This is a genomic window from Bradyrhizobium sp. NBAIM08 (genome assembly GCF_020193935.1).
Classification (GTDB): Bacteria; Pseudomonadota; Alphaproteobacteria; order Rhizobiales; family Xanthobacteraceae; genus Bradyrhizobium; species Bradyrhizobium yuanmingense.
This window is the reverse complement of sequence record NZ_JADYVR010000003.1, coordinates 131,015-149,423: the sequence shown is the minus strand read 5'-3', so window position 1 is coordinate 149,423 and position 18,409 is coordinate 131,015. Positions and strand designations below refer to the sequence as shown.

The following is an 18,409-nucleotide window of genomic DNA, read 5'->3' as shown; positions in this document are numbered from 1 at the left end:
TCTTGGTCAAATGGCCCGAGACGGCCGGGCCCCGTCGCGCCCGCCGTCAATGCGCACGGCATTCACGCCAGTGCATCGGTTTTCCTTATGTATGCGCCACCGGGTTCCCCGATTTGACGTATTGAGACAGAAACTTTACATTTCGGGACATCTGCGGGTATGGCTGGCAGGAACGGTTTGCATGACCGACCTCATTCGCAGCGCAGGCTTGAGCTGTTACCCCGAGGTCGCGCGGTCGGTCGGGCTGGACCCCAGCCAGATGATGCGCAAGGTCAGGCTCCCGCTGGCCTGCCTCGACCAGCCCGACATCCCCATCGCCGTCACCGGCCTGCGCCGCCTGCTCGAACTATCGGCAAAGGCGTCCGGTGCAGAGGATTTCGGCCTGCGTCTCGCCGAGCGCGGCGGCCTCACCAATTTCGGCGCGGTCGGCCTGATCGTGCGCGAACAGGCGACCGTCGGCGAAGCGATCGAGGCGTTTTCGCGCTTCATCCATATCCATCACGACGGCATGCGGCTCGACGTCACGCGTGACGAGCGGACCGTGACCATCACGCTGCATTTGCGCGGCCGGCAGCCGCGCGCGCCGCGGCAGTCGATCGACATGGCGCTCGGCAGCGTTCAGCGCATCATCCAGTCGCTGTTCGGAGGCGATTGGCGGCCGCTGGAAGTGCATCTGCACTACCCGCCGCCGCTCGACCGCAAGCGTTACCGCGACTTCTTCGGCTGCCGGGTGATCTTCAATGCGGACGACGATGCGATCCTGTTGTCGGCGCACGACATGCAGCGCCGGATCCCAAGCGCGCATCCCTTGATCGCGAGTTACTTGCGCAAGCGGATCGAGGCGATCGAGAGTAGGCCGGCAAGCTGGGAGGCGAAGGTCGACGAGGTGGTGCGGACCCTGCTCGCCAGCGGCGATTGCACGGTCGAGCGCGTCGCCGAGCATCTGGCCTGCACCCGCCGCACCATCCACCGCCGCCTCGCCGCATCGGGCACCAGCTTCTCGGCCATCCTGGACGCGCAGCGCGCCGATCTCGTGGTGCAGCTGATCGAGGATCACACCCGGCCGCTGGCCGACATCGCGGTGCAGCTCGGCTTCTCCGCGCAGAGCGCCATGGCGCGCTGGTTTCGCGGCCGCTTCGGCTGCACCATCACCGATTGGCGCAAGGGCGTGCGGCCTCGCTCCGCACCGCCCTCGGCAGGTGCAGCCTGACTTCAGCGCGCGGGGGCGGGCACGCCCATCGTGGCGAGCGCCCGCCGCCCGCTGCCGGCGAGCAGCGGACCGAACGCGACGGCAAATCCGAGGAAGGCGAGGATCCAGCCGCAGGCAGCGACGTACAGCAGCACGTCGCCATACGCGGGCAACACGACGGCACCGATTCGGGCCAGAGCCGCGATGACGATTGCAGCATAGATTGCCTGGACCGCCGGCGAAGCCGTCAGCGCCTGTCCGGTATGGCCGAGGCTGGCGCGGGTCATCACCGCGAGCGTCATCGTTCCCGCAGCACCCGCCATCCAGGCATGGATGCCGGCGCTCGGCGGCAGCTCGCCAAAGGCGGCCACAGCGTTCAGGATGAAGCCGAGCGGCACGAAGACATAACCGACATGCAGGATCAGCAGCAGCCGCTCCCGCGTGGTGCGGTCGCCGGCCCAGCGTGCAAGCCGAACCAGATGCAGCACGCCGACTGCCACCATCGCGACGCCGGTGATCATGTTCAGCGGTGCCGCGATCCATGCGATCAGCGCCAGCGCGCTCAAGCCGATCACCGCGCCATCGAATCGTCCGAACGGCACCGGCAGGCGGCCGGGATTGAACTTGACCAGCCAGTTGCGGGTGAAGCTCGGAATGATGCGGCCGCCGATCAAGCCGATCAGCAGGACGACCACGCCGATGCCGACGCGGATGCTGACGTCGGCCGCGCCTGCGTAATGCGTCTCGACATGGAAGGCGACGTTGCCGGCGAGCAGAACCAGCACCAGCCCCACCACCGGCAGGTTGCGCCAGTTGCCGCCCGCGATGATCTCGCGCGTTGCGGCGGCAACGACCAATGCCAGGAACGCGGCATCGACGACCAGTGCAAACGTCCAACCGGTATTCGCCGACAGCGTCACCGCGACGCGTCCGGCAAGCCAGACCGTCACCAAGCCCGCGAGCGGCGCGCCCTGGATCGGCAGGCGCCCCGTCCAGTTCGGGATGGCGGTGAAGAGGAAGCCGGTGATGACGGCCGGCAGGAAGCCATAGAGCATCTCGTGGATGTGCCAATCGCGCGGCGCGAATGCGGAACTCACCGACAATTCGCCGTAGAACATCGGCAGCCAGACCAGGATCGACAACGCCGCCTGGATTGCGGCGAGCAGGAAAAAGGGGCGAAAGCTGTTCGCAAACAGCGGCCAGCCCGTAAAGTTGCGGGATCGGGCGCCAGCCATGGGTCAACTCCAATCAAATCAGACTGTTGCTTGGAAAAATACTGCCACCGGGCGGCCTCGTTTTGCGCTAACGCAAACTACCTGACGATTGCAGGTGCCATCACACTCCCTGATGCCAGGGGAGGCAGAATGGCCAAGGTCGACACATCGCTGGTTGCGCATTTGCCGCTGTTTGCGGGGATGACGCCGGAAGCTCTCGACGAGATCCTGCGTGAGGCCCGCTCGGCGCGCTATCCCAAGAACAGTACGATCTTCGAGCAGGGGGCGGACGCGCAGTCCTTCTTCCTGCTGCTGCACGGCCATGTCCGCGCGGCCAAGACCACACCTGCCGGCGAGCAAATCGTGGTGCGCTATGTCACGCCCGGCGAGACGTTCGGGCTCGCGATGGCGATCGGAGCCGCGCGGTATCCGGCGACGGCCATGGCGGTCGACGACAGCGTCGTGCTGATCTGGCCGACTTCGGCCTGGCCGCGGCTGGTCGAGCGGTTTCCGGCGCTTGCCGCCAACACGCTCCAGACCGTCGGCACGCGGCTGCAGGAAAGTCACACCCGCATCCTGGAAATGTCGACCCAGCAGGTCGAGCAACGCGTCGCGCACGCGCTGCTTCGCCTCGCCAAGCAATCCGGCAAGAAGCTCGACCACGGCATCGAGATCGACTTCCCGATCAGCCGCCAGGACATCGCGCAGATGACGGGCACCACGCTGCACACCGTCAGCCGCATCCTGAGCGGCTGGGAGAGCCAGGGCTTGGTCGAGAGCGGCCGCCAGCGCATCATTCTGCGCGAGCCGCACAAGATTGTGGTTCTGGCGGAGCGGAGCGTCGACAGCGGCACGGCGTGAGAGACACCTCTCTGCTCAAGTCAGGGATGAGGGGCGCTTCCGCTTACGGCGAAAGCGCGCTCATCATCCGGGAACCCACGCACACCTGCGCGATTCCTGATCGTTTCACGCCGGCACGCACTCGATCAGCGCGGCGAGGAACTTGTCGCGGTCAATGCCATGCTCGCGGCAGGCGTCATCGACCGTGTGGAAGGTCGCGATCGGACAGCCGACGCAAGCCATCCTGAAGGCGAGAAACACGCGGATCGTGTGCGGCGCCGAATGCATGGTGTCATCGACCAGATCGTCGGATCGGAAGGACATGGACAACTCCCATTCCGATCGACGATAGCGACGCGGGACCGAGTTTCTTTGTTGGAGCGCAAGCTGGCTCGTCATTGCGGGGCGCGCGTAGCGCGAACCCGGAATCCATCGAGCAGCAACCAGTGCAGTGAAATGGATTCCGGGTTCGCGCCAAGAGGCGCGCCCCGGAATGACGGGGGGCTACACCGCCCGACTGTGCAACTGCTTGCCTGGATCCAGATGCGCATCGAACGCAGCGGCGACGCTGCGGACCAGGAAGCGCGAGTCCTTGGCGACAGCGAGTCGATCGCCCTCCACCCTCACGACGCCGTCGGAAATCAGCGGCTTCAGACGCGAGGCAGATTTCAGCATGGCGCCGGCCTCCGCGCCATGGCGCGCGCAGATGTCACCGAGATCGGCACCGAACTCGCACATGATGCGTTCGATAATGTCGGCGCGCAGCCGGTCGTCATCGGTGAAGCCGTAACCCTTCGCGGTGGCGAGGCGGCCGGCAGCAATGCTCTGCGCATAGGCGCCGATCTGCACCTCGTTCTGGACATAGCCCTGCGGCAGGTGCCCGATCGCGCTGGCGCCGAAGCCGAGCAGGACTTCGCTCCGGTCGGTGGTGTAGCCCTGGAAGTTGCGCCGCAGCGTGCCCTGCTCGAACGCCACGGCCATGGCATCGTCGGGCCGCGCGAAATGATCGAGCCCGATCTGCACGTAGCCGGCCTCTTTCAAGGCATTGGCGATGGCGCAGGCCTGGTCGTGGCGCGCAAGGCCGTCGGGCAACACGCCTTCATTGATCATGCGCTGGTGCTTCTTGAAGGCTGGCACGTGAGCATAGCCGAACACCGAGAAGCGGCTGGGTGAAAGCGCGAGGCTGCGTCGCACCGTCTCCAGGCACGAAGCCACTGTCTGGTGCGGCAGTCCGTAGATCAGGTCGAAGTTGACACCCTCGATCCCGGCGCCGCGGAGTATCTCGACCACGGAGGCCGTCTGCGCGAAGCTCTGCACACGGTTGATCGCCCGCTGCACCACCGGGTCGAAGCTCTGCACGCCGAGGCTCGCGCGGTTGACGCCGGAGAGCCGCATCGCCTCGACCATGTCCGCGCTCAATGTACGGGGATCGATCTCGACCGCGATTTCCGCCGAGGGCAGCACGAAGGATTCCTGGCGCATCGTCGCCATCAGCTCGGCAAAGCCGTCCGGCGCCATGATCGTCGGCGTACCGCCGCCGAAATGAATGTGCTCGACCTTGATGCGGTGGCCGATGGTTTCGGCCGTCAGCGCGATCTCTCTGCGCAGCGTCCGCTGGTAGCCGGCGATCAGTTCGTCGCGGCGGACGATCTGGGTATGGCAGCCGCAGTACCAGCACATCTCGCGGCAGAATGGCACGTGCAGATAGAGCGAGGCGCTGGCGGCCACGGGCAGCTCCGCCAGCCAGCGGGCATAGGCGTCCGGACCGATCGCCGGCGTGAAATGCGGTGCGGTCGGATAGCTGGTATAGCGTGGCAGGCGTTCCTCGCCGTAGATCGCCGCAAGATCAGCTCTCATAAGTTACCCATTCGTAAATGCCCGCCGCGCGCGAGACATCGCGGCAAATCACGGAATGAACTCAAATAACCCGGATCGGCGGACGCGGCTTTGCGCTCGCGCAAAGCGCGGATACCGGTTCCCGGCCATGGTGAGAAAAAATCGCGGCCATCCGGAGCGTTCGCCATGAGGCTTTTCGCACTCGAACTCATTCTCTCCCTGCTCGACGTCCGCGGCCATATCCCGCGTTTCGACGACTTCCGACCGGCCCCGGCCGCGCCGGCCCCCGCCGGCGCGGTGCGCGCCCTGGCGGCCGCGATCGCCGTCTTCGTCGCGCTATCATTGGCGATCTGGGGATTGGTCTGGCTCGCCGTGAACCTGCTCTGAACGGACGCGCCTTCGCCAAGGCCTGTCTTGCGATCTCGTCCACGCGCATGAGCGGGGCAACCGAGATCGTCATCCAGCTTGAACATGCAAACGAGTTGCCGCTGAGTTGACGCTCGGCCTCGATCGGCATCGCGCCTGCGGACGCGGTGAGTTGCCATCGCCGATCCCGCTCCTTCGAGAAATCTAGGTCATGTTGCCGAACGCGAATCCGGCGGAAGCTTGTCGCAGCACAAACACGCTTGCCGCAATCGGCGCACACTGCACTCCGTCATCAAAACCATTTCAGATGAAGGATGCTTCCGATGTTCACCCGCAGAGCCGCATTGATCAGCGCCGCCGCGACCGCCCTGATGTTGGCGATCCCGGCTTTCGCCGCCGGCGATCTCAAGCTGCCGCGTCAGAAGGTAGAGCTGGTCGCTCCGCCCTTCGTGCACGCGCACGAGCAGGCCACGACACAGGGCCCCAAGATCGTCGAGTTCAGGATGACGATCGAGGAGAAGAAAGTCGTCATCGACGACAAGGGCACCACCTTCCAGGCGATGACGTTCAACGGCTCGATGCCGGGCCCGCTCATGGTCGTGCACGAGGGTGACTATGTCGAGCTGACGCTAGTCAATCCCGCGACGAACACCATGCCGCACAACATCGACTTCCATTCCGCGACCGGCGCGCTCGGCGGCGGCGAGCTCACGCTCATCAATCCCGGCGAGCAGGTCGTGCTGCGCTGGAAGGCGACCAAGACCGGCGTGTTCGTGTATCACTGCGCACCGGGCGGCCCGATGACCCCCTGGCACGTCGTCTCGGGCATGAACGGTGCCGTGATGGTGCTGCCGCGTGAGGGGCTGAACGACGGCAAGGGCCGCGCGCTGAAATACGACAAGATCTACTATATCGGCGAGCAGGACATGTACGTGCCGCGCGACGAGAATGGCAACTTCAAGTCCTACGAATCGCCGGGCGAAGCCTTCACCGAGACCGAAGAGGTGATGAAGAAGCTGACCCCGACCCATGTCGTGTTCAACGGCAAGGTTGGCGCGCTCACCGGCAAGAACGCGCTCACCGCGAAGGTCGGCGAGAACGTGCTGATCGTGCACTCGCAGGCCAATCGCGACAGCCGTCCGCATCTGATCGGTGGCCACGGCGACTATGTCTGGGAGACCGGCAAGTTCGGCAACGCGCCCGAGGTCGGGCTCGAGACCTGGTTCATCCGCGGCGGCTCGGCGGGAGCTGCGCTGCACAAGTTCCAGCAGCCCGGCATCTACGCCTATGTCACGCATAACCTGATCGAGGCGGCCAGTCTCGGCGCCACCGCGCACTTCAAGGTCGAAGGCAAGTGGAACGACGATCTGATGATGCAAGTGAAGGCGCCTGCCGAAATACCTCCCGCCAGCACCAACTAGACGCGACGAAGGGGCCGGTCATCGCCGGCCCCTTTTTTCCTTCTGCGGAGGAATGATTGTGCTGATCGCATTCAAGCTCAAGCTGGCACTTGCCTGCGCGGCCGGGCTTGCGGGGCCGCTGGCCGTTGCGCCTCTGGTCTCGGAGCTGACGATGCGCCATGCCGTCGGCGAGCCGGCCTTGGTCGAGGTCGCCCCGGGCAGCTTCGCCTATCGCGAGGCCGGCGATTTCACCCGCGGCGGACAGCAGGCGGAAGCGCCGATGCGCACCATCCGGATCAACCGGCCGCTGCGCATCATGCGGAATCAGGTCGCTTCATCCGACTATCAGCATTGCGTGCAGGATGGCGCCTGCCGCGCACTCGATCGCGACGTGGCAATCGCCCCCGATCGCCCAGCAGTGCAGGTGAGCTGGCACGATGCCGAGGCCTACGCAGGCTGGCTATCGCGCAAGACCGGCCATCAATACCGCCTGCCGAGCGACGAGGAATGGGCCTTTGCCGCCGGCTCCCGATTCAAGGACGACGGCGCACCGGTCGATGCAAGCGACCCTTCGAAGCGCTGGATCAGCCGCTATGAGCGCGAATCCGAACGCGACCTCTCCGACACCACGGCTCATCGCTTCGGCAAGTTCGGCCCGAACGAGCATGGCGTCGAAGACCTCGCCGGCAATATCTGGGAGTGGACCGCGACGTGCTTCGTGCGCTCGCGTGTCGATGATTCCGGCAATCCCGGCCGCGCGACCGTGAATTGCGGCGTGCGCGTCGCCGAGGGTGCGCACCGCGCCTATGTCACCGACTTCATCCGCGACGCCCGTGCCGGCGGCTGCGCCCAGGGCGTGCCGCCCGCCAATCTCGGCTTCCGCCTGGTGCGCGAGGAGACGTCGTGGCTGGCCAGCGTCTCGCAGCGCCTGAGCAAGATGAGGCCGGCAGGATCATAGGGCGTCAATTATTTCCCATGACCGTCGCTTCAGTATTAGAATGAGTCTAAAAGATACTTTGGAATTGCTCTAAGCTTATGCTCTCGCGACATCGCGTCGCTAACGTTGGCTCCCCGCCTGCGCTACTCAATCGGCGTTCAATCTCGCGCCTGGGAGCAGCCCTTATGATCTATCTTCGCGTCCTCGCCGCGTCTGCGGCGGTGTTGAGCCTGACCACGTCTTTCGTGTCGGAGGCAGCCGCCAACGGCGAGGTCAACGTCTATACCTACCGCGAGACCAAGCTGATCCAGCCGCTGTTCGATGCGTTCACCAAGGACACGGGCATCAAGGTCAACGTCGTCTCCGCAAGCTCCGGTCTGGAGCAGCGCATGAAGGCGGAAGGGGCCAACAGTCCGGCCGACGTGCTGCTGACGGTGGACATCGGCCGCATCGACGAGGCCGTGCAGGCCGGCGTCACCCAGCCGATCAAGTCGGAGGCGGTCGACAAGGTCGTGCCGGCGCAATATCGCGATCCGGACGGACACTGGGCCGGCATCTCCATGCGCGCGCGCGTGATCTATGCCTCGAAGGATCGCGTCAAGCAGGACAAGATCACCTATGAGGAGCTCGCCGATCCCAAGTGGAAGGGCAAGATCTGCATTCGCTCGGGCCAGCACATCTATAACAACGCGCTGTTCGCGGCCTACGCGGCCAAGTACGGCGAAGCCAAGGCCGAGGAATGGCTGCGCGGCCTGAAGGCCAATCTCGCGCAGAAGCCGTCGGGCGGCGATCGCGAAGCCGCGCGTGACGTCGCCGCCGGCAAATGCGATATCGGCATCGGCAACACCTATTACTGGGCGTTGATGATGAACAACGATCCCGAGAAGAAGCCGTGGGCGGAGGCGACCCGCGTCATCCTGCCGACCTTCGAGGGCGGCGGCACCCACGTCAACCTCTCCGGCGTGCTGCTCGCCAAGAACGCGCCCAACAAGGCCAACGGTACCAAGCTGATCGAGTGGCTCGTCAGCGAGCAGGCGCAGCAGATGTATGCCGACCAGAACTACGAATATCCGGTTCGGAGCGGTGTCGCCGTCAATGCGACCATCGCCGGCTACGGCAAGCTCGTCCCGGATCCGTTGCCGATCGCAAAGATCGCCGCCAACCGCAAGGCTGCGGCCTCGCTGGTGGACAAGGTCGGCTTTGACAACTGATCTCTGGCGGCCCACGTCTATCGAACTGCTGGAAGCTACGAGCACACGGCCTCGATCGAGGGGCCGTGTGCGGGCCGGTCGCGCCGCAACCGCCATCGCGATCGCAACCGCGGTCCTGGTCGCGGCGCCCGTGATCTCGATCGTTTCGCTGGCTTTGCAGCCGGCATCCGATGTGTGGCACGACCTGATCAACTACGTGCTGCCGGCCGCCCTTCTCGACACTGCCCTTCTGCTCGTCGGGGTCGGCGCGGTCACACTTTTGATCGGCGCCGGCACTGCATGGGTGATGTCGCGCCACGATTTTGCCGGCCGGGGCATGCTGCTGTGGCTGATGCCGCTGCCGCTGGCGATTCCGACCTATCTTGCGGCGTACGTCTATGCCGATCTGTTCGAACCGCTAGGCCTGGTGCATCGCACCCTGGCGACCTGGCTGCCGCTGGGCGATGCCCTCGGCCTTCTGCCCAACCTCCGCTCGCTGCCGGGCGCCATCTTCGTGATCGGGCTCGTGCTCTACCCTTACGTCTATCTCTCGGCGCGTGCGACGTTCCAGGTTCAGTCTGCCGAATTCGCGGAAGCGGCCACGACGCTGGGCGCCGGCCGATGGACCATCTTGTGGCGCGTTTCACTGCCGATGGCGCGGCCGGCGCTGGCGGTCGGCGTGGCGCTGGTCGCGCTGGAAACGCTCAACGACATCGGAGCCAGCGAATATCTCGGCATCCGCACGCTGACGGTCTCGATCTTCACCACCTGGCTCAACCGCGGCAGCCTTGCCGGTGCAGCGCAGCTCGCATGCCTGATGCTTGCGATCGTTGCCGGCCTGATCGCGATGGAGCGTTACGGCCGTCGCAACGCCAGCATCGAATTCTCGGCCGAAAGCCCGCATGTGAGGCGGCGAACCCCGCTGTCGGGCGCAAGAGCGTCGATCGCGTTCGCGGTCTGCGTGCTGCCGGTGCTGATCGGCTTCGTGGTCCCGCTGCTCTATCTGGCGCATCAGGCTCTCGGCCGCGGCCTGCTTGCAAATTTCGACCCGCTGCTGTGGCGCCACACCTTCCATTCGTTTGCCTTTGCAGGGCTCGCAACGCTCATGGCCTTGATGCTTGCGCTCGCCACCACGATCGCGCATCGCTTGCGGCCGGATCCTCTGCGATATGTCGCGCTGAGCATCGCGCAGGCCGGATACGCGCTGCCGGGTCTCGTCATCGCTCTCGGCCTGCTCACCCCGGTGCTGGCGGTCGACAATGCGCTGAGCGCGGTCGCGACCTGGACCGGACGTTCGCTTCCGGGGCTGGTCCTGGTCGGCTCCGGGATGGCCGTCGTGATCGCCTACACGATTCGTTTTCTGGCTGTGCCGGTCGGCATGATCAAGGCCGGGTTCGACAGCATTCCGAGCGACTATGACGAGAGCGCACGCGCGGTCGGCGCCGGCCAGGGGGTCATGTTGAGGCAGATCTATCTGCCGTTGCTCCGGCCCGCGATGCTTGGCGCCGTCATCATCATGTTCGTCGACTGCCTGAAGGAGCTGCCGGCAACGCTGCTCCTGCGGCCCCTCAACGTCGAAACGCTGTCCACGTCAATCTACCAGTACGCAAGCCGCGGCAATTTCGAGGACGGCGCGCTCGCGGCCCTCCTGATCATCGCGGCCAGCATCGGCCCGGTTGCCTGGCTAACCCGGTTCTCCGAGGTGCCGAGCGGCCCCGCTTGAAGGGGCACATCGTCCGCACATTCATGGCGCTTCGACCAATTGATAGCAAACGCTTGGTTGTCGCCGGCGCCTGCAACCTGCTCAAATCTTTCGCGCGAACATGCGAAAACCGGGCGCGCCGATGATTGCCTCGAAATTCGGGTCGCGCTTCTCTTCCGCGAAGACAAAACCCGCCTTCGCGTAGGCGCGCTCGGCCGGCTCGTTGCCGATCAGGAACGATATCGTCGCCCGGGCAAATCCAGCTGCCCGCCCTTTGTCCAGCGCATGCGCGATCAACGCCTGCATCAAGCCACGACCACGATAGGCAGGGTCGGTCGCGACATGCTCGATCATCCAGTCGCCCTCGCCGCCCTGGACCCAGCAAGCTCGCGAATAGGCACCGCGCTGGCGGATGGCGTCGAGCTCTGACGCCGTCAGCCCAATCGACAGACCGACCTCTTCGACCGCGCGCCATGCCGCCGGTCCGGTGCCGGCTGCCGGCACGGCGCAAAGTGCAGCAGCGGGCTTGCCATCAATCTCGGCGACCAGGAACTGCGAAAAATGCCACATCGACACCGCCCGTGCGACGGCGACGCGCGCGACGAAAGCGAGGCACTCCGCTTCCGGCCAGCCGAGCGCCACGTCGAACCAGCCGCGCGGCCGGTGGCCGCGCATCGAATTCAGGATGGTTTGTGCGATGAATTCGGCATCTTCGGGACGCGCGGACCGTATCGTCATGCGCGCCCCTTTACGACGACCCTACGTGTTCTTCAGCGCGACGCGGAATTCGGCTTCGGTCTTGGACTTGATCTCGTCGAGCGTGACGCCGTCGGCGAGCTCGATCAGCGCCATGCCGCCATCGCCGTGCTTGTCGATGGTGAAGACGGCAAGATCAGTGACGACCATGTCGACGACGCGCTCACCGGTCAGCGGCAGATTGCACCTCTTCAGGAGCTTCGGGCCGTCCTTGGCCGAATGCTCCATCACCACCACGACGCGCTTGACGCCGGCGACGAGATCCATCGCGCCGCCCATGCCCTTGACCATCTTGCCGGGGATCATCCAGTTGGCGAGATCGCCGTTCTGGGCCACCTGCATGGCGCCGAGGATCGAGAGATCCATGTGGCCGCCGCGGATCATGCCGAAGGAATCCGCGCTCGAGAAATACGAGGTCGACGGCAGCTCGCTCACGGTCTGCTTGCCGGCGTTGATGAGATCGGCGTCTTCCTCGCCCTCATAGGGGAACGGCCCCATGCCGAGCATGCCGTTCTCGCTCTGCAAGGAGACGTCCATGCCATCGGGGATGTAGTTCGAGACCAGCGTCGGGATGCCGATGCCGAGATTGACGTAATAGCCGTCGCGCAATTCCTTCGCGGCGCGCGCGGCCATCTGTTCACGGGTCCAGGCCATGTGAGTCTCCTGTTGCGCTTAAGCGGCGGTACGCGGGCGGGTGTTGCGGAATTCGATGCGCTTCTTGGCCGTGCCGACCTCGACGATGCGCTTCACGAAGATGCCGGGCGTGTGGATGTGGTCGGGATTGAGTTCACCGGCGGGAACCAGATGCTCGACCTCGGCCACCGTGATCTTCGCGGCGGTCGCCATCATCGGGTTAAAGTTGCGCGCGGTCTTGCGGTAGATCAGGTTTCCGGCGGTGTCGCCCTTCCAGGCGTGCACGATGGCGAGGTCGGCGAACAGGCCGCGCTCCATCAGGTACTTCTCGCCGTCGAATTCCTTCACTTCCTTGCCTTCGGCGATCAGCGTGCCGACGCCGGTCTTGGTGTAGAAGGCCGGGATGCCGGCGCCGCCGGCGCGGATGCGCTCGGCCAACGTGCCCTGCGGATTGAACTCGAGTTCCAGCTCGCCGGCGAGGTATTGCTGGGCGAACAGCTTGTTCTCGCCGACATAGGACGAGATCATCTTCTTGATCTGGCGGGTTTCGAGCAGGCGGCTGAGGCCGATGCCGTCGACGCCGGCATTGTTGGAGACCACGGTCAGGCCCTTGACGCCGGAATCCCGGATCGCGTCCGACAGCTCCTCGGCAATGCCGCAGAGGCCGAAGCCGCCCGACATGATCATCATGTTGTCTTTTAGAATGCCTGACAGCGCCGACTTGGCGTCGGGATAGACCTTGTTCATGCAAAAAACCTCGACTGAACCTTGGGCTGGCGGGCGTCGCGCCTCATTGGCGGCGATTATTAGGCGAAATCGTCCGAAGCCGTCAATGATACGGGGTTCTCCGCTCCGCCCCCGGGTGATAGAAGCTGCCCATGCCGTGGGCATAACCGCGCAGCGGCCTTGAAAGCGTCAAGAAAACCCATCAAGTTGCGGTACTTAACACCATAGGATCTGGGCGTTCGGCACACACGTTTCGCGGCCCGCCCTTCTGGCTCCAACGACCAACCCGATCAGGACATGCCATTGACCATGGCCCAAGGAATGAAGCGCCTCGGGACGCCGATCGCGGCGCTGCTTGGCGTCGCGCTGATCGCCCTGATCGCGACCTCCTGGCTCATCAACCGCGACGCGCTGCGCAAGGCGGTCGAAGCGCAGATCCGCGACGTCACCGGGCTCGAGCTCAATGTCGCAGGCAGCATCGAGATCTCGGTGCTTCCGGCGAGCTACATCTCCTTCCGCGACGTCGGCCTCAAGGGCGGCGGCACCAGCGCTCCCGCGCTCCAGGTCGACGTGCTTACCGCGAATTTGCGGCTGCTGCCGCTCCTGCTGCAGCGTTTCGAGATCGCCGACCTGACGCTGCTGCGGCCGCGCATCCACGTCAGCCTGAAGCCGGACGGCGAGAGCAACTGGACGCCCTTCATCCAGACCATCGCACGCACCATGAAGCCCGGGGCCGAGAACCAGGTCTCGTTCTCCGAAATCCGCATCCAGGACGGCGTGCTCGATTACGAGGACGTTGCCACGCGTGCCACCGAGAAGCTCGAGGACATCGACCTGTCGCTGGCCTGGCCTTCGATCTCGCGCTCTTTTGCCGCGACCGGGCAGTTCGACTGGCGCGGCGAGCGCGTCGACGGCTCGATCAGCTTTTCCGATTTCGTCGCCGCCCTCTCCGGCGACCGCTCCGGCCTGAAGGCGCGCATCGCCAGCGCGCCGCTCAAGCTCGCCTTCGACGGCAGCGTCGCCAATCGCACCAGCGCGATGATGGAGGGCACGCTCACAGTGGACAGCCCGTCCTTGCGCAACGCGCTGCGCTGGACCGGACAGCCGCAGCCCGGCAGCGGCGGCTTCGGCCGCTTCGTGCTGAAGGCGCGCGCCAACGTCGTCGGCGCCTCGATCGCGCTCACCAATGTCAACGTCGAGCTCGACGGCAATGCCGCCGAAGGCGTCATGACCTACGCCAATAACGGCCGGCAGACGCTGCAGGCCACGCTCGCCGCCGACGCGCTCGACTTCACACCTTATATCTCGACGTTCCGCCTGCTCGCGAGCGGCGCGCGCGACTGGAACAGGCAGCTGTTCGACCTCCAGGGATTGTCGACCACCGATCTCGACATGCGCCTGTCGGCGGCCAAGCTGACGGTCGGGCCCACGCGGCTCGGCCGCACCGCGATCGGCGCCAATTTGCGGAATGGCACGCTGGCCCTCTCGGTCGGCGAGGCGCAGGTCTATGGCGGTATCGCGAAAGGCTCGTTCGGCATCGCGCGGTCCGATACGGTCGCCGACATCAAGGCGCAATTCCAGTTCACCGACGTGGATCTGCAGGCCTGCGCCACCGAGCTGTTCGGCCTCAACAAGCTATCCGGCCGCGGCAACATCAACGTCTCGCTGTTCGCCTCGGGCTCGAGCCCGTTCGGCCTCGTGCAGTCGCTCGACGGCAGCGCCACCGTGACCGGGCATAACGGCGCGATCGCGGGCTTCAATGCCGAGCAGCTGCTGAAGCGGCTGGAGCGGCGGCCGCTGTCGGGCGGCGGCAATTTCCGCAGCGGCTCGACGCCATACGACAAGCTCACGATCGCCGTGAAATTCTCCGACGGCATCGCAACCGCCGAAGACATCCGCATCGAGGGCCCGGCGGCCAAGATCACGCTGACCGGCACCGCCTCGGTGCCGACCCGCGAATACGACATGAAGGGCGTGGCGAGCCTCAACACGGCGTCCGGCTTTCAATTGCCCTTCATGGTGCAGGGCCCCTGGGACGATCCCCTGATCTTCCCCGATCCCGAAAGCCTGATCCGGCAGTCGCCGGCGGCGTCTCCCTTCCTCGATCTCCTCAAGCAGCGCATCACGGGGGGAAAGCGCCCGGAGGGATCGCCGACCGCCGAAAATGCGAAAGAGGGCGCGAAGTCGAACTGACGATTGTGCGCCGTGGAGCGCGCGCGAATTGATCCCGGTGAATTGATGCGGCGATTGGATCGATGCGCGCATGATGCATCTCCGACGCGCTACGACCTTGGTCCGACAAGATGCGTTGATTGCGCTACCACCATGCGCTAGTGTTTTATACGACCGGTTAAAACACCGGCCGTTTGAGGGAGAAAAACGTGAAATCCAAGGTTATTGGCGCAGTTTCATTGGCGGTCGCTGCGGTTGGGCTGTTTGCCGCCACTGCGCCCGCATTTGCACAACAGAAGACGATCACGGTCTGGTGGGTCAAAGGCTTTTACAAGTCCGAGGACGAAGCGCTCGCCGAGACGATCAAGAAGTTTGAAGCCAAGACCGGCATCAAGGTCGAATTGTCGCAATACGCGATCCAGGACATGATTCCGAAGACCGTCGCAGCGCTCGATGCGGGCACCGTGCCCGACGTCGCCTATTCCGACAGCTACGACGTGCAGGTACAGGGCAAGTGGGCCTATGAGGGCAAGCTCGAGGACCTCACCGACGTCATGGAGCCGATCAAGGGCCGGTTCGTGCAGAACACGCTGGACGCCTCGATCCTCTACAACGACGTCGCCAAGAAGAAGGCCTATTACGGCTTCCCGCTGAAGCAGCAGAGCATGCACGTCCAGATCTGGAACGACATGCTGGAGAAAGCCGGCTTCAAGCAGAGTGACATCCCGAACGACTGGACCGGCTACTGGAGCTTCTGGTGCGACAAGGTGCAGCCGGCGATCCGTAAGGCCACAGGCCAGCGCATCTATGCCGTCGGCCAGCCGATGGGCGTGGAATCTACCGACTCGTTCCAATCGTTCTACACCTTCATGGACGCCTACCACGTCAAGCTGGTCGACGACGACGGCAAGCTGCTGGTCGACGACCCCAAGGTCCGCGACGGCCTGATCAAGGCGCTGAAGGACTACACCGACACCTACAGCAAAGGCTGCGCCCCGCCCTCCGCGACCACCTGGAAGGACCCGGACAACAATGTCGCCTTCCACAACAAGACGATCGTGATGACCCACAACTTCACGATCTCGATCGCAGCGAAATGGTACGAGGAATCGCAGAACCAGAACCTCACGCCGGAACAGCGCGAGGCCGGCAAAAAGGCTTATGAGCAGGACATCGTCACGGCGTCCTTCCCCAAGGCTCCCGATGGCTCGACCATCAAGTATCGCTCCGACGTCAAGACGGGTCTGATCTTCACCGCGGCCAAGAACAAGGCCGAGGGCAAGCAGTTCCTCAACTTCCTGCTGCAGGAAGAGAACATCCGTCCCTACATCGAGGGCGCGCTCGGCCGCTGGTTCCCGGTGACGAAAGAAAGCCAGGAAAGCCCGTTCTGGCAGGCCGACAAGCACCGCAAGGCCGTCTACACCCAGTTCAAGGGCGGCACCTCTCAGTTCGACTTTACCAGGAACTGGAAGTTCACGATCTTGAACAATGAGAACGTGTGGGCGAAGGCGATGAACCGCGTCGTCAGTGAGAAGGTTCCGGTTGACAAGGCCGTCGACGAACTCATCGCCCGCATCAAGCAGGTCGCGGGCTGAGTCGTCCGCCCATCTCTCCGCGTTGCGGGGGAGAGTGCAACAACAACAACAACACCGGCCGCGTCTCGCGGCCGGCTTCTCTTTGAAGAGTCCGAAAGAATGGCGATCACGCTCTCTGGCGATCAGGCAATACCCGGCCCGCCCCTGTCGTCGCGGCTGACCCCGGCGCAGGTCTGGGGCATCCTCCTGCTAACACCTTATCTGCTCGTCTTCCTTGCCTTTGTCGTCTATCCCGTCTGCTACGGGCTCTGGCTGGCACGCGATCCGGCGAACTATGTGGCGCTGTATCACGACCCGATCTTCGCGCGCGCTGCAATCAACACGCTGATCTTCCTGGTCGTCGGCATCAACATCAAGATGATGATTGCGCTGTTCCTGTCCGGCTTCTTCGCGCAGCAGCGCACCTGGATCAGATGGCTGTCGGTGATCTTCATCCTGCCCTGGGCGGTGCCGTCGATCCCGACCATCCTGTCGGTGCGCTTCATGCTCAATCCCGAATGGGGCATGGTCAACCACTTCATCTTCTCCCTGACCGGCGATGACGGTCCGAACTGGCTGAACGACCCGACCGTCGCGCTCTGCATGGCGATCGCCGTGCACATCTGGAAGTCGCTGCCGTTCTGGACGCTGATCCTGATCACCGGGCGCCTTGCGATCTCGCACGATCTGTTCGAGGCCGCCGAGGTCGACGGTGCCAGCTGGTGGCAGAAATTCCGCTACATCACCTGGCCGTCGATGCAGACGCTCTACGTCACCTGCACGCTGCTCTCGATGATTTGGACGCTGGGCGATTTCAACAGCGTCTACCTGCTCACCGGCGGCGGACCTGCCGACCTCACGCACGTGCTGGCGACGCTCGGCATCCGCTATCTTCGGCTCGACCAGCTCTCGCTCGCGATGGCATCCATCGTCTGCGCGATGCCGTTCGTCCTGCCACTGGTTTACTTCATGATGAAACGGTTGTCGCGATGAAGCTTCCCTCCCTCCGTGACGTCGCGACGGAAGCGCGGCTGCTGCTGATCGGCATTCCCGTCTTCCTGTGGACGATGATCCCGATCTACCACATGTTCCTGTTCGCGATCTCCCCGAAGGAGGACGCGTTCTCGGGCAAGCTGTGGCCGGACCATCCGACGCTGCACAACTTCGAAATCGTGTTCAAGCAGCAGCACTACTTCCTGCGCGACTTCTACGCCCAGTTCTGGAATTCGACGCTGATCGCAGTCTCCGTGGGCGTGCTCACGCTGTTCATCGCGACCGCCGCGGCGTTCGCGATTTCGCGATTGAAGGTGCCGGGCGGCCGCGCCGTGCTGAACCTCGCGCTCTTCACCTATTTCATTCCGGCGGCGTTCCTCGCGGTCCCGATGTATCGCACGATGGGCAATTACGGCCTGCTCAACAATCACTGGTCGCTGATCCTGGCCATGGTGACGATCGCGAGCCCCTACGCGATCTGGGTGCTGAAGCAGGCCTCGGACAAGCTGCCGGTGGAGCTGGACGAAGCCGCGGTGATGGACGGCGCCACCACGCTGCAGATCTTCCGCCTGGTCTATTTGCCGCTGATGATGCCCTCGCTGGTCGCGATCGGCACCTATGCGGTGCTGCTGGCCTGGAACGAGTATCTCTACGCGTTCCTGCTGCTGTCGAACGACCGCGACATCACCCTCCCCGTCGCGCTCGGCAACTTCCTCGCCGCCGACGACTCGCCGTGGGAGCTGCTGATGACGACGGGCTTCATCTACGCGCTGCCGCCGGCCGCAGTCTACTATGCCTTCCGCCGCTACATGGTGGGCGGGCTCACGGCGGGTGCGGTGAAGTCGTAAGCTCTTCTTTCGTCATTGCGAGCCACCGGGTCC

Annotated in this window: 17 protein-coding genes; 11 read left to right on the top strand and 6 right to left on the bottom strand. The window is 64.5% G+C overall.

The annotated features are described in order from the left end of the window. The first annotated feature begins 181 nt into the window (after positions 1 to 181). Positions 182 to 1,210, top strand: a complete 1,029-nt coding sequence (locus tag I6F37_RS11545) for an AraC family transcriptional regulator (RefSeq protein WP_035998798.1) — start codon at positions 182 to 184, stop codon at positions 1,208 to 1,210. Positions 1,211 to 1,212: 2 nt separating this feature from the next. On the opposite strand, the gene I6F37_RS11540 is transcribed toward I6F37_RS11545, so the two are convergent. Continuing rightward, positions 1,213 to 2,424, bottom strand: a complete 1,212-nt coding sequence (locus I6F37_RS11540) for an NnrS family protein (protein WP_035998796.1) — start codon at positions 2,422 to 2,424, stop codon at positions 1,213 to 1,215. A 129-nt stretch (positions 2,425 to 2,553) separates the two neighbouring features. Between I6F37_RS11540 and I6F37_RS11535 the strand changes: the two genes are divergently transcribed. Further along, positions 2,554 to 3,264 (top strand): Crp/Fnr family transcriptional regulator, encoded by a 711-nt coding sequence (locus tag I6F37_RS11535; protein WP_035998793.1) that lies wholly within the window; start codon positions 2,554 to 2,556, stop codon positions 3,262 to 3,264. 105 nt (positions 3,265 to 3,369) lie between these two features. Here the strand turns inward: I6F37_RS11535 and I6F37_RS11530 are convergent, their stop codons facing one another. Then, entirely contained in the window at positions 3,370 to 3,567 is a 198-nt protein-coding gene (locus I6F37_RS11530; protein WP_225151254.1) for a DUF1858 domain-containing protein, read from the bottom strand. A gap of 180 nt (positions 3,568 to 3,747) precedes the next feature. After that, positions 3,748 to 5,100 carry an oxygen-independent coproporphyrinogen III oxidase gene (gene hemN / locus I6F37_RS11525; RefSeq protein ID WP_225151252.1) on the bottom strand — a complete coding sequence of 451 codons (1,353 nt, stop codon included), beginning with the start codon at positions 5,098 to 5,100 and terminating at the stop codon, positions 3,748 to 3,750. Positions 5,101 to 5,265: 165 nt separating this feature from the next. On the opposite strand from hemN, the gene I6F37_RS11520 reads away from it, so the two are divergent. From I6F37_RS11520 to I6F37_RS11500, 5 genes are all read left to right on the top strand, one after another. Then, positions 5,266 to 5,466 carry a hypothetical protein gene (locus I6F37_RS11520; RefSeq protein ID WP_035998787.1) on the top strand — a complete coding sequence of 67 codons (201 nt, stop codon included), beginning with the start codon at positions 5,266 to 5,268 and terminating at the stop codon, positions 5,464 to 5,466. 302 nt (positions 5,467 to 5,768) lie between these two features. Next, the gene (gene nirK / locus I6F37_RS11515; protein WP_225151250.1) at positions 5,769 to 6,866 is read left to right on the top strand and encodes a copper-containing nitrite reductase; all 1,098 of its coding nucleotides are present in this window, start codon (positions 5,769 to 5,771) and stop codon (positions 6,864 to 6,866) included. Positions 6,867 to 6,924: 58 nt separating this feature from the next. Then, complete coding sequence (locus I6F37_RS11510) at positions 6,925 to 7,803, top strand: SUMF1/EgtB/PvdO family nonheme iron enzyme (RefSeq protein WP_225139243.1); 879 nt, start codon at positions 6,925 to 6,927, stop codon at positions 7,801 to 7,803. Positions 7,804 to 7,967: 164 nt separating this feature from the next. Continuing rightward, positions 7,968 to 8,993, top strand: coding sequence for a Fe(3+) ABC transporter substrate-binding protein (locus tag I6F37_RS11505; RefSeq protein WP_035998784.1), 1,026 nt, complete (start codon positions 7,968 to 7,970; stop codon positions 8,991 to 8,993). Positions 8,994 to 9,060: 67 nt separating this feature from the next. After that, the gene (locus I6F37_RS11500) at positions 9,061 to 10,695 is read left to right on the top strand and encodes an iron ABC transporter permease (protein ID WP_035998781.1); all 1,635 of its coding nucleotides are present in this window, start codon (positions 9,061 to 9,063) and stop codon (positions 10,693 to 10,695) included. A gap of 81 nt (positions 10,696 to 10,776) precedes the next feature. Here the strand turns inward: I6F37_RS11500 and I6F37_RS11495 are convergent, their stop codons facing one another. From I6F37_RS11495 to I6F37_RS11485, 3 genes are read right to left on the bottom strand one after another with little or no spacing between them, the layout of a single operon-like run. Further along, positions 10,777 to 11,412, bottom strand: a complete 636-nt coding sequence (locus I6F37_RS11495; RefSeq protein WP_057028038.1) for a GNAT family N-acetyltransferase — start codon at positions 11,410 to 11,412, stop codon at positions 10,777 to 10,779. A gap of 21 nt (positions 11,413 to 11,433) precedes the next feature. After that, a complete protein-coding gene (locus I6F37_RS11490) occupies positions 11,434 to 12,084 on the bottom strand; it encodes a CoA transferase subunit B (protein ID WP_035998776.1) in 651 nt (216 codons plus the stop codon). An 18-nt stretch (positions 12,085 to 12,102) separates the two neighbouring features. Further along, positions 12,103 to 12,810: a CoA transferase subunit A gene (locus tag I6F37_RS11485; RefSeq protein WP_035998773.1), complete on the bottom strand. Its 708-nt coding sequence runs from the start codon at positions 12,808 to 12,810 to the stop codon at positions 12,103 to 12,105. 288 nt (positions 12,811 to 13,098) lie between these two features. Between I6F37_RS11485 and I6F37_RS11480 the strand changes: the two genes are divergently transcribed. From I6F37_RS11480 to I6F37_RS11465, 4 genes are all read left to right on the top strand, one after another. Then, on the top strand, positions 13,099 to 14,982 hold the full coding sequence (locus I6F37_RS11480) for an AsmA family protein (protein ID WP_225126653.1): 1,884 nt from the start codon (positions 13,099 to 13,101) through the stop codon (positions 14,980 to 14,982). A 188-nt stretch (positions 14,983 to 15,170) separates the two neighbouring features. Next, positions 15,171 to 16,556, top strand: coding sequence for an ABC transporter substrate-binding protein (locus tag I6F37_RS11475; RefSeq protein ID WP_035998767.1), 1,386 nt, complete (start codon positions 15,171 to 15,173; stop codon positions 16,554 to 16,556). Positions 16,557 to 16,655: 99 nt separating this feature from the next. After that, positions 16,656 to 17,528, top strand: coding sequence for a carbohydrate ABC transporter permease (locus I6F37_RS11470; RefSeq protein WP_035998764.1), 873 nt, complete (start codon positions 16,656 to 16,658; stop codon positions 17,526 to 17,528). Continuing rightward, the gene (locus tag I6F37_RS11465; RefSeq protein WP_035998760.1) at positions 17,525 to 18,376 is read left to right on the top strand and encodes a carbohydrate ABC transporter permease; all 852 of its coding nucleotides are present in this window, start codon (positions 17,525 to 17,527) and stop codon (positions 18,374 to 18,376) included. The genes I6F37_RS11470 and I6F37_RS11465 overlap by 4 nt, the downstream gene beginning before the upstream one ends. The last annotated feature ends 33 nt before the right edge of the window (positions 18,377 to 18,409 follow it).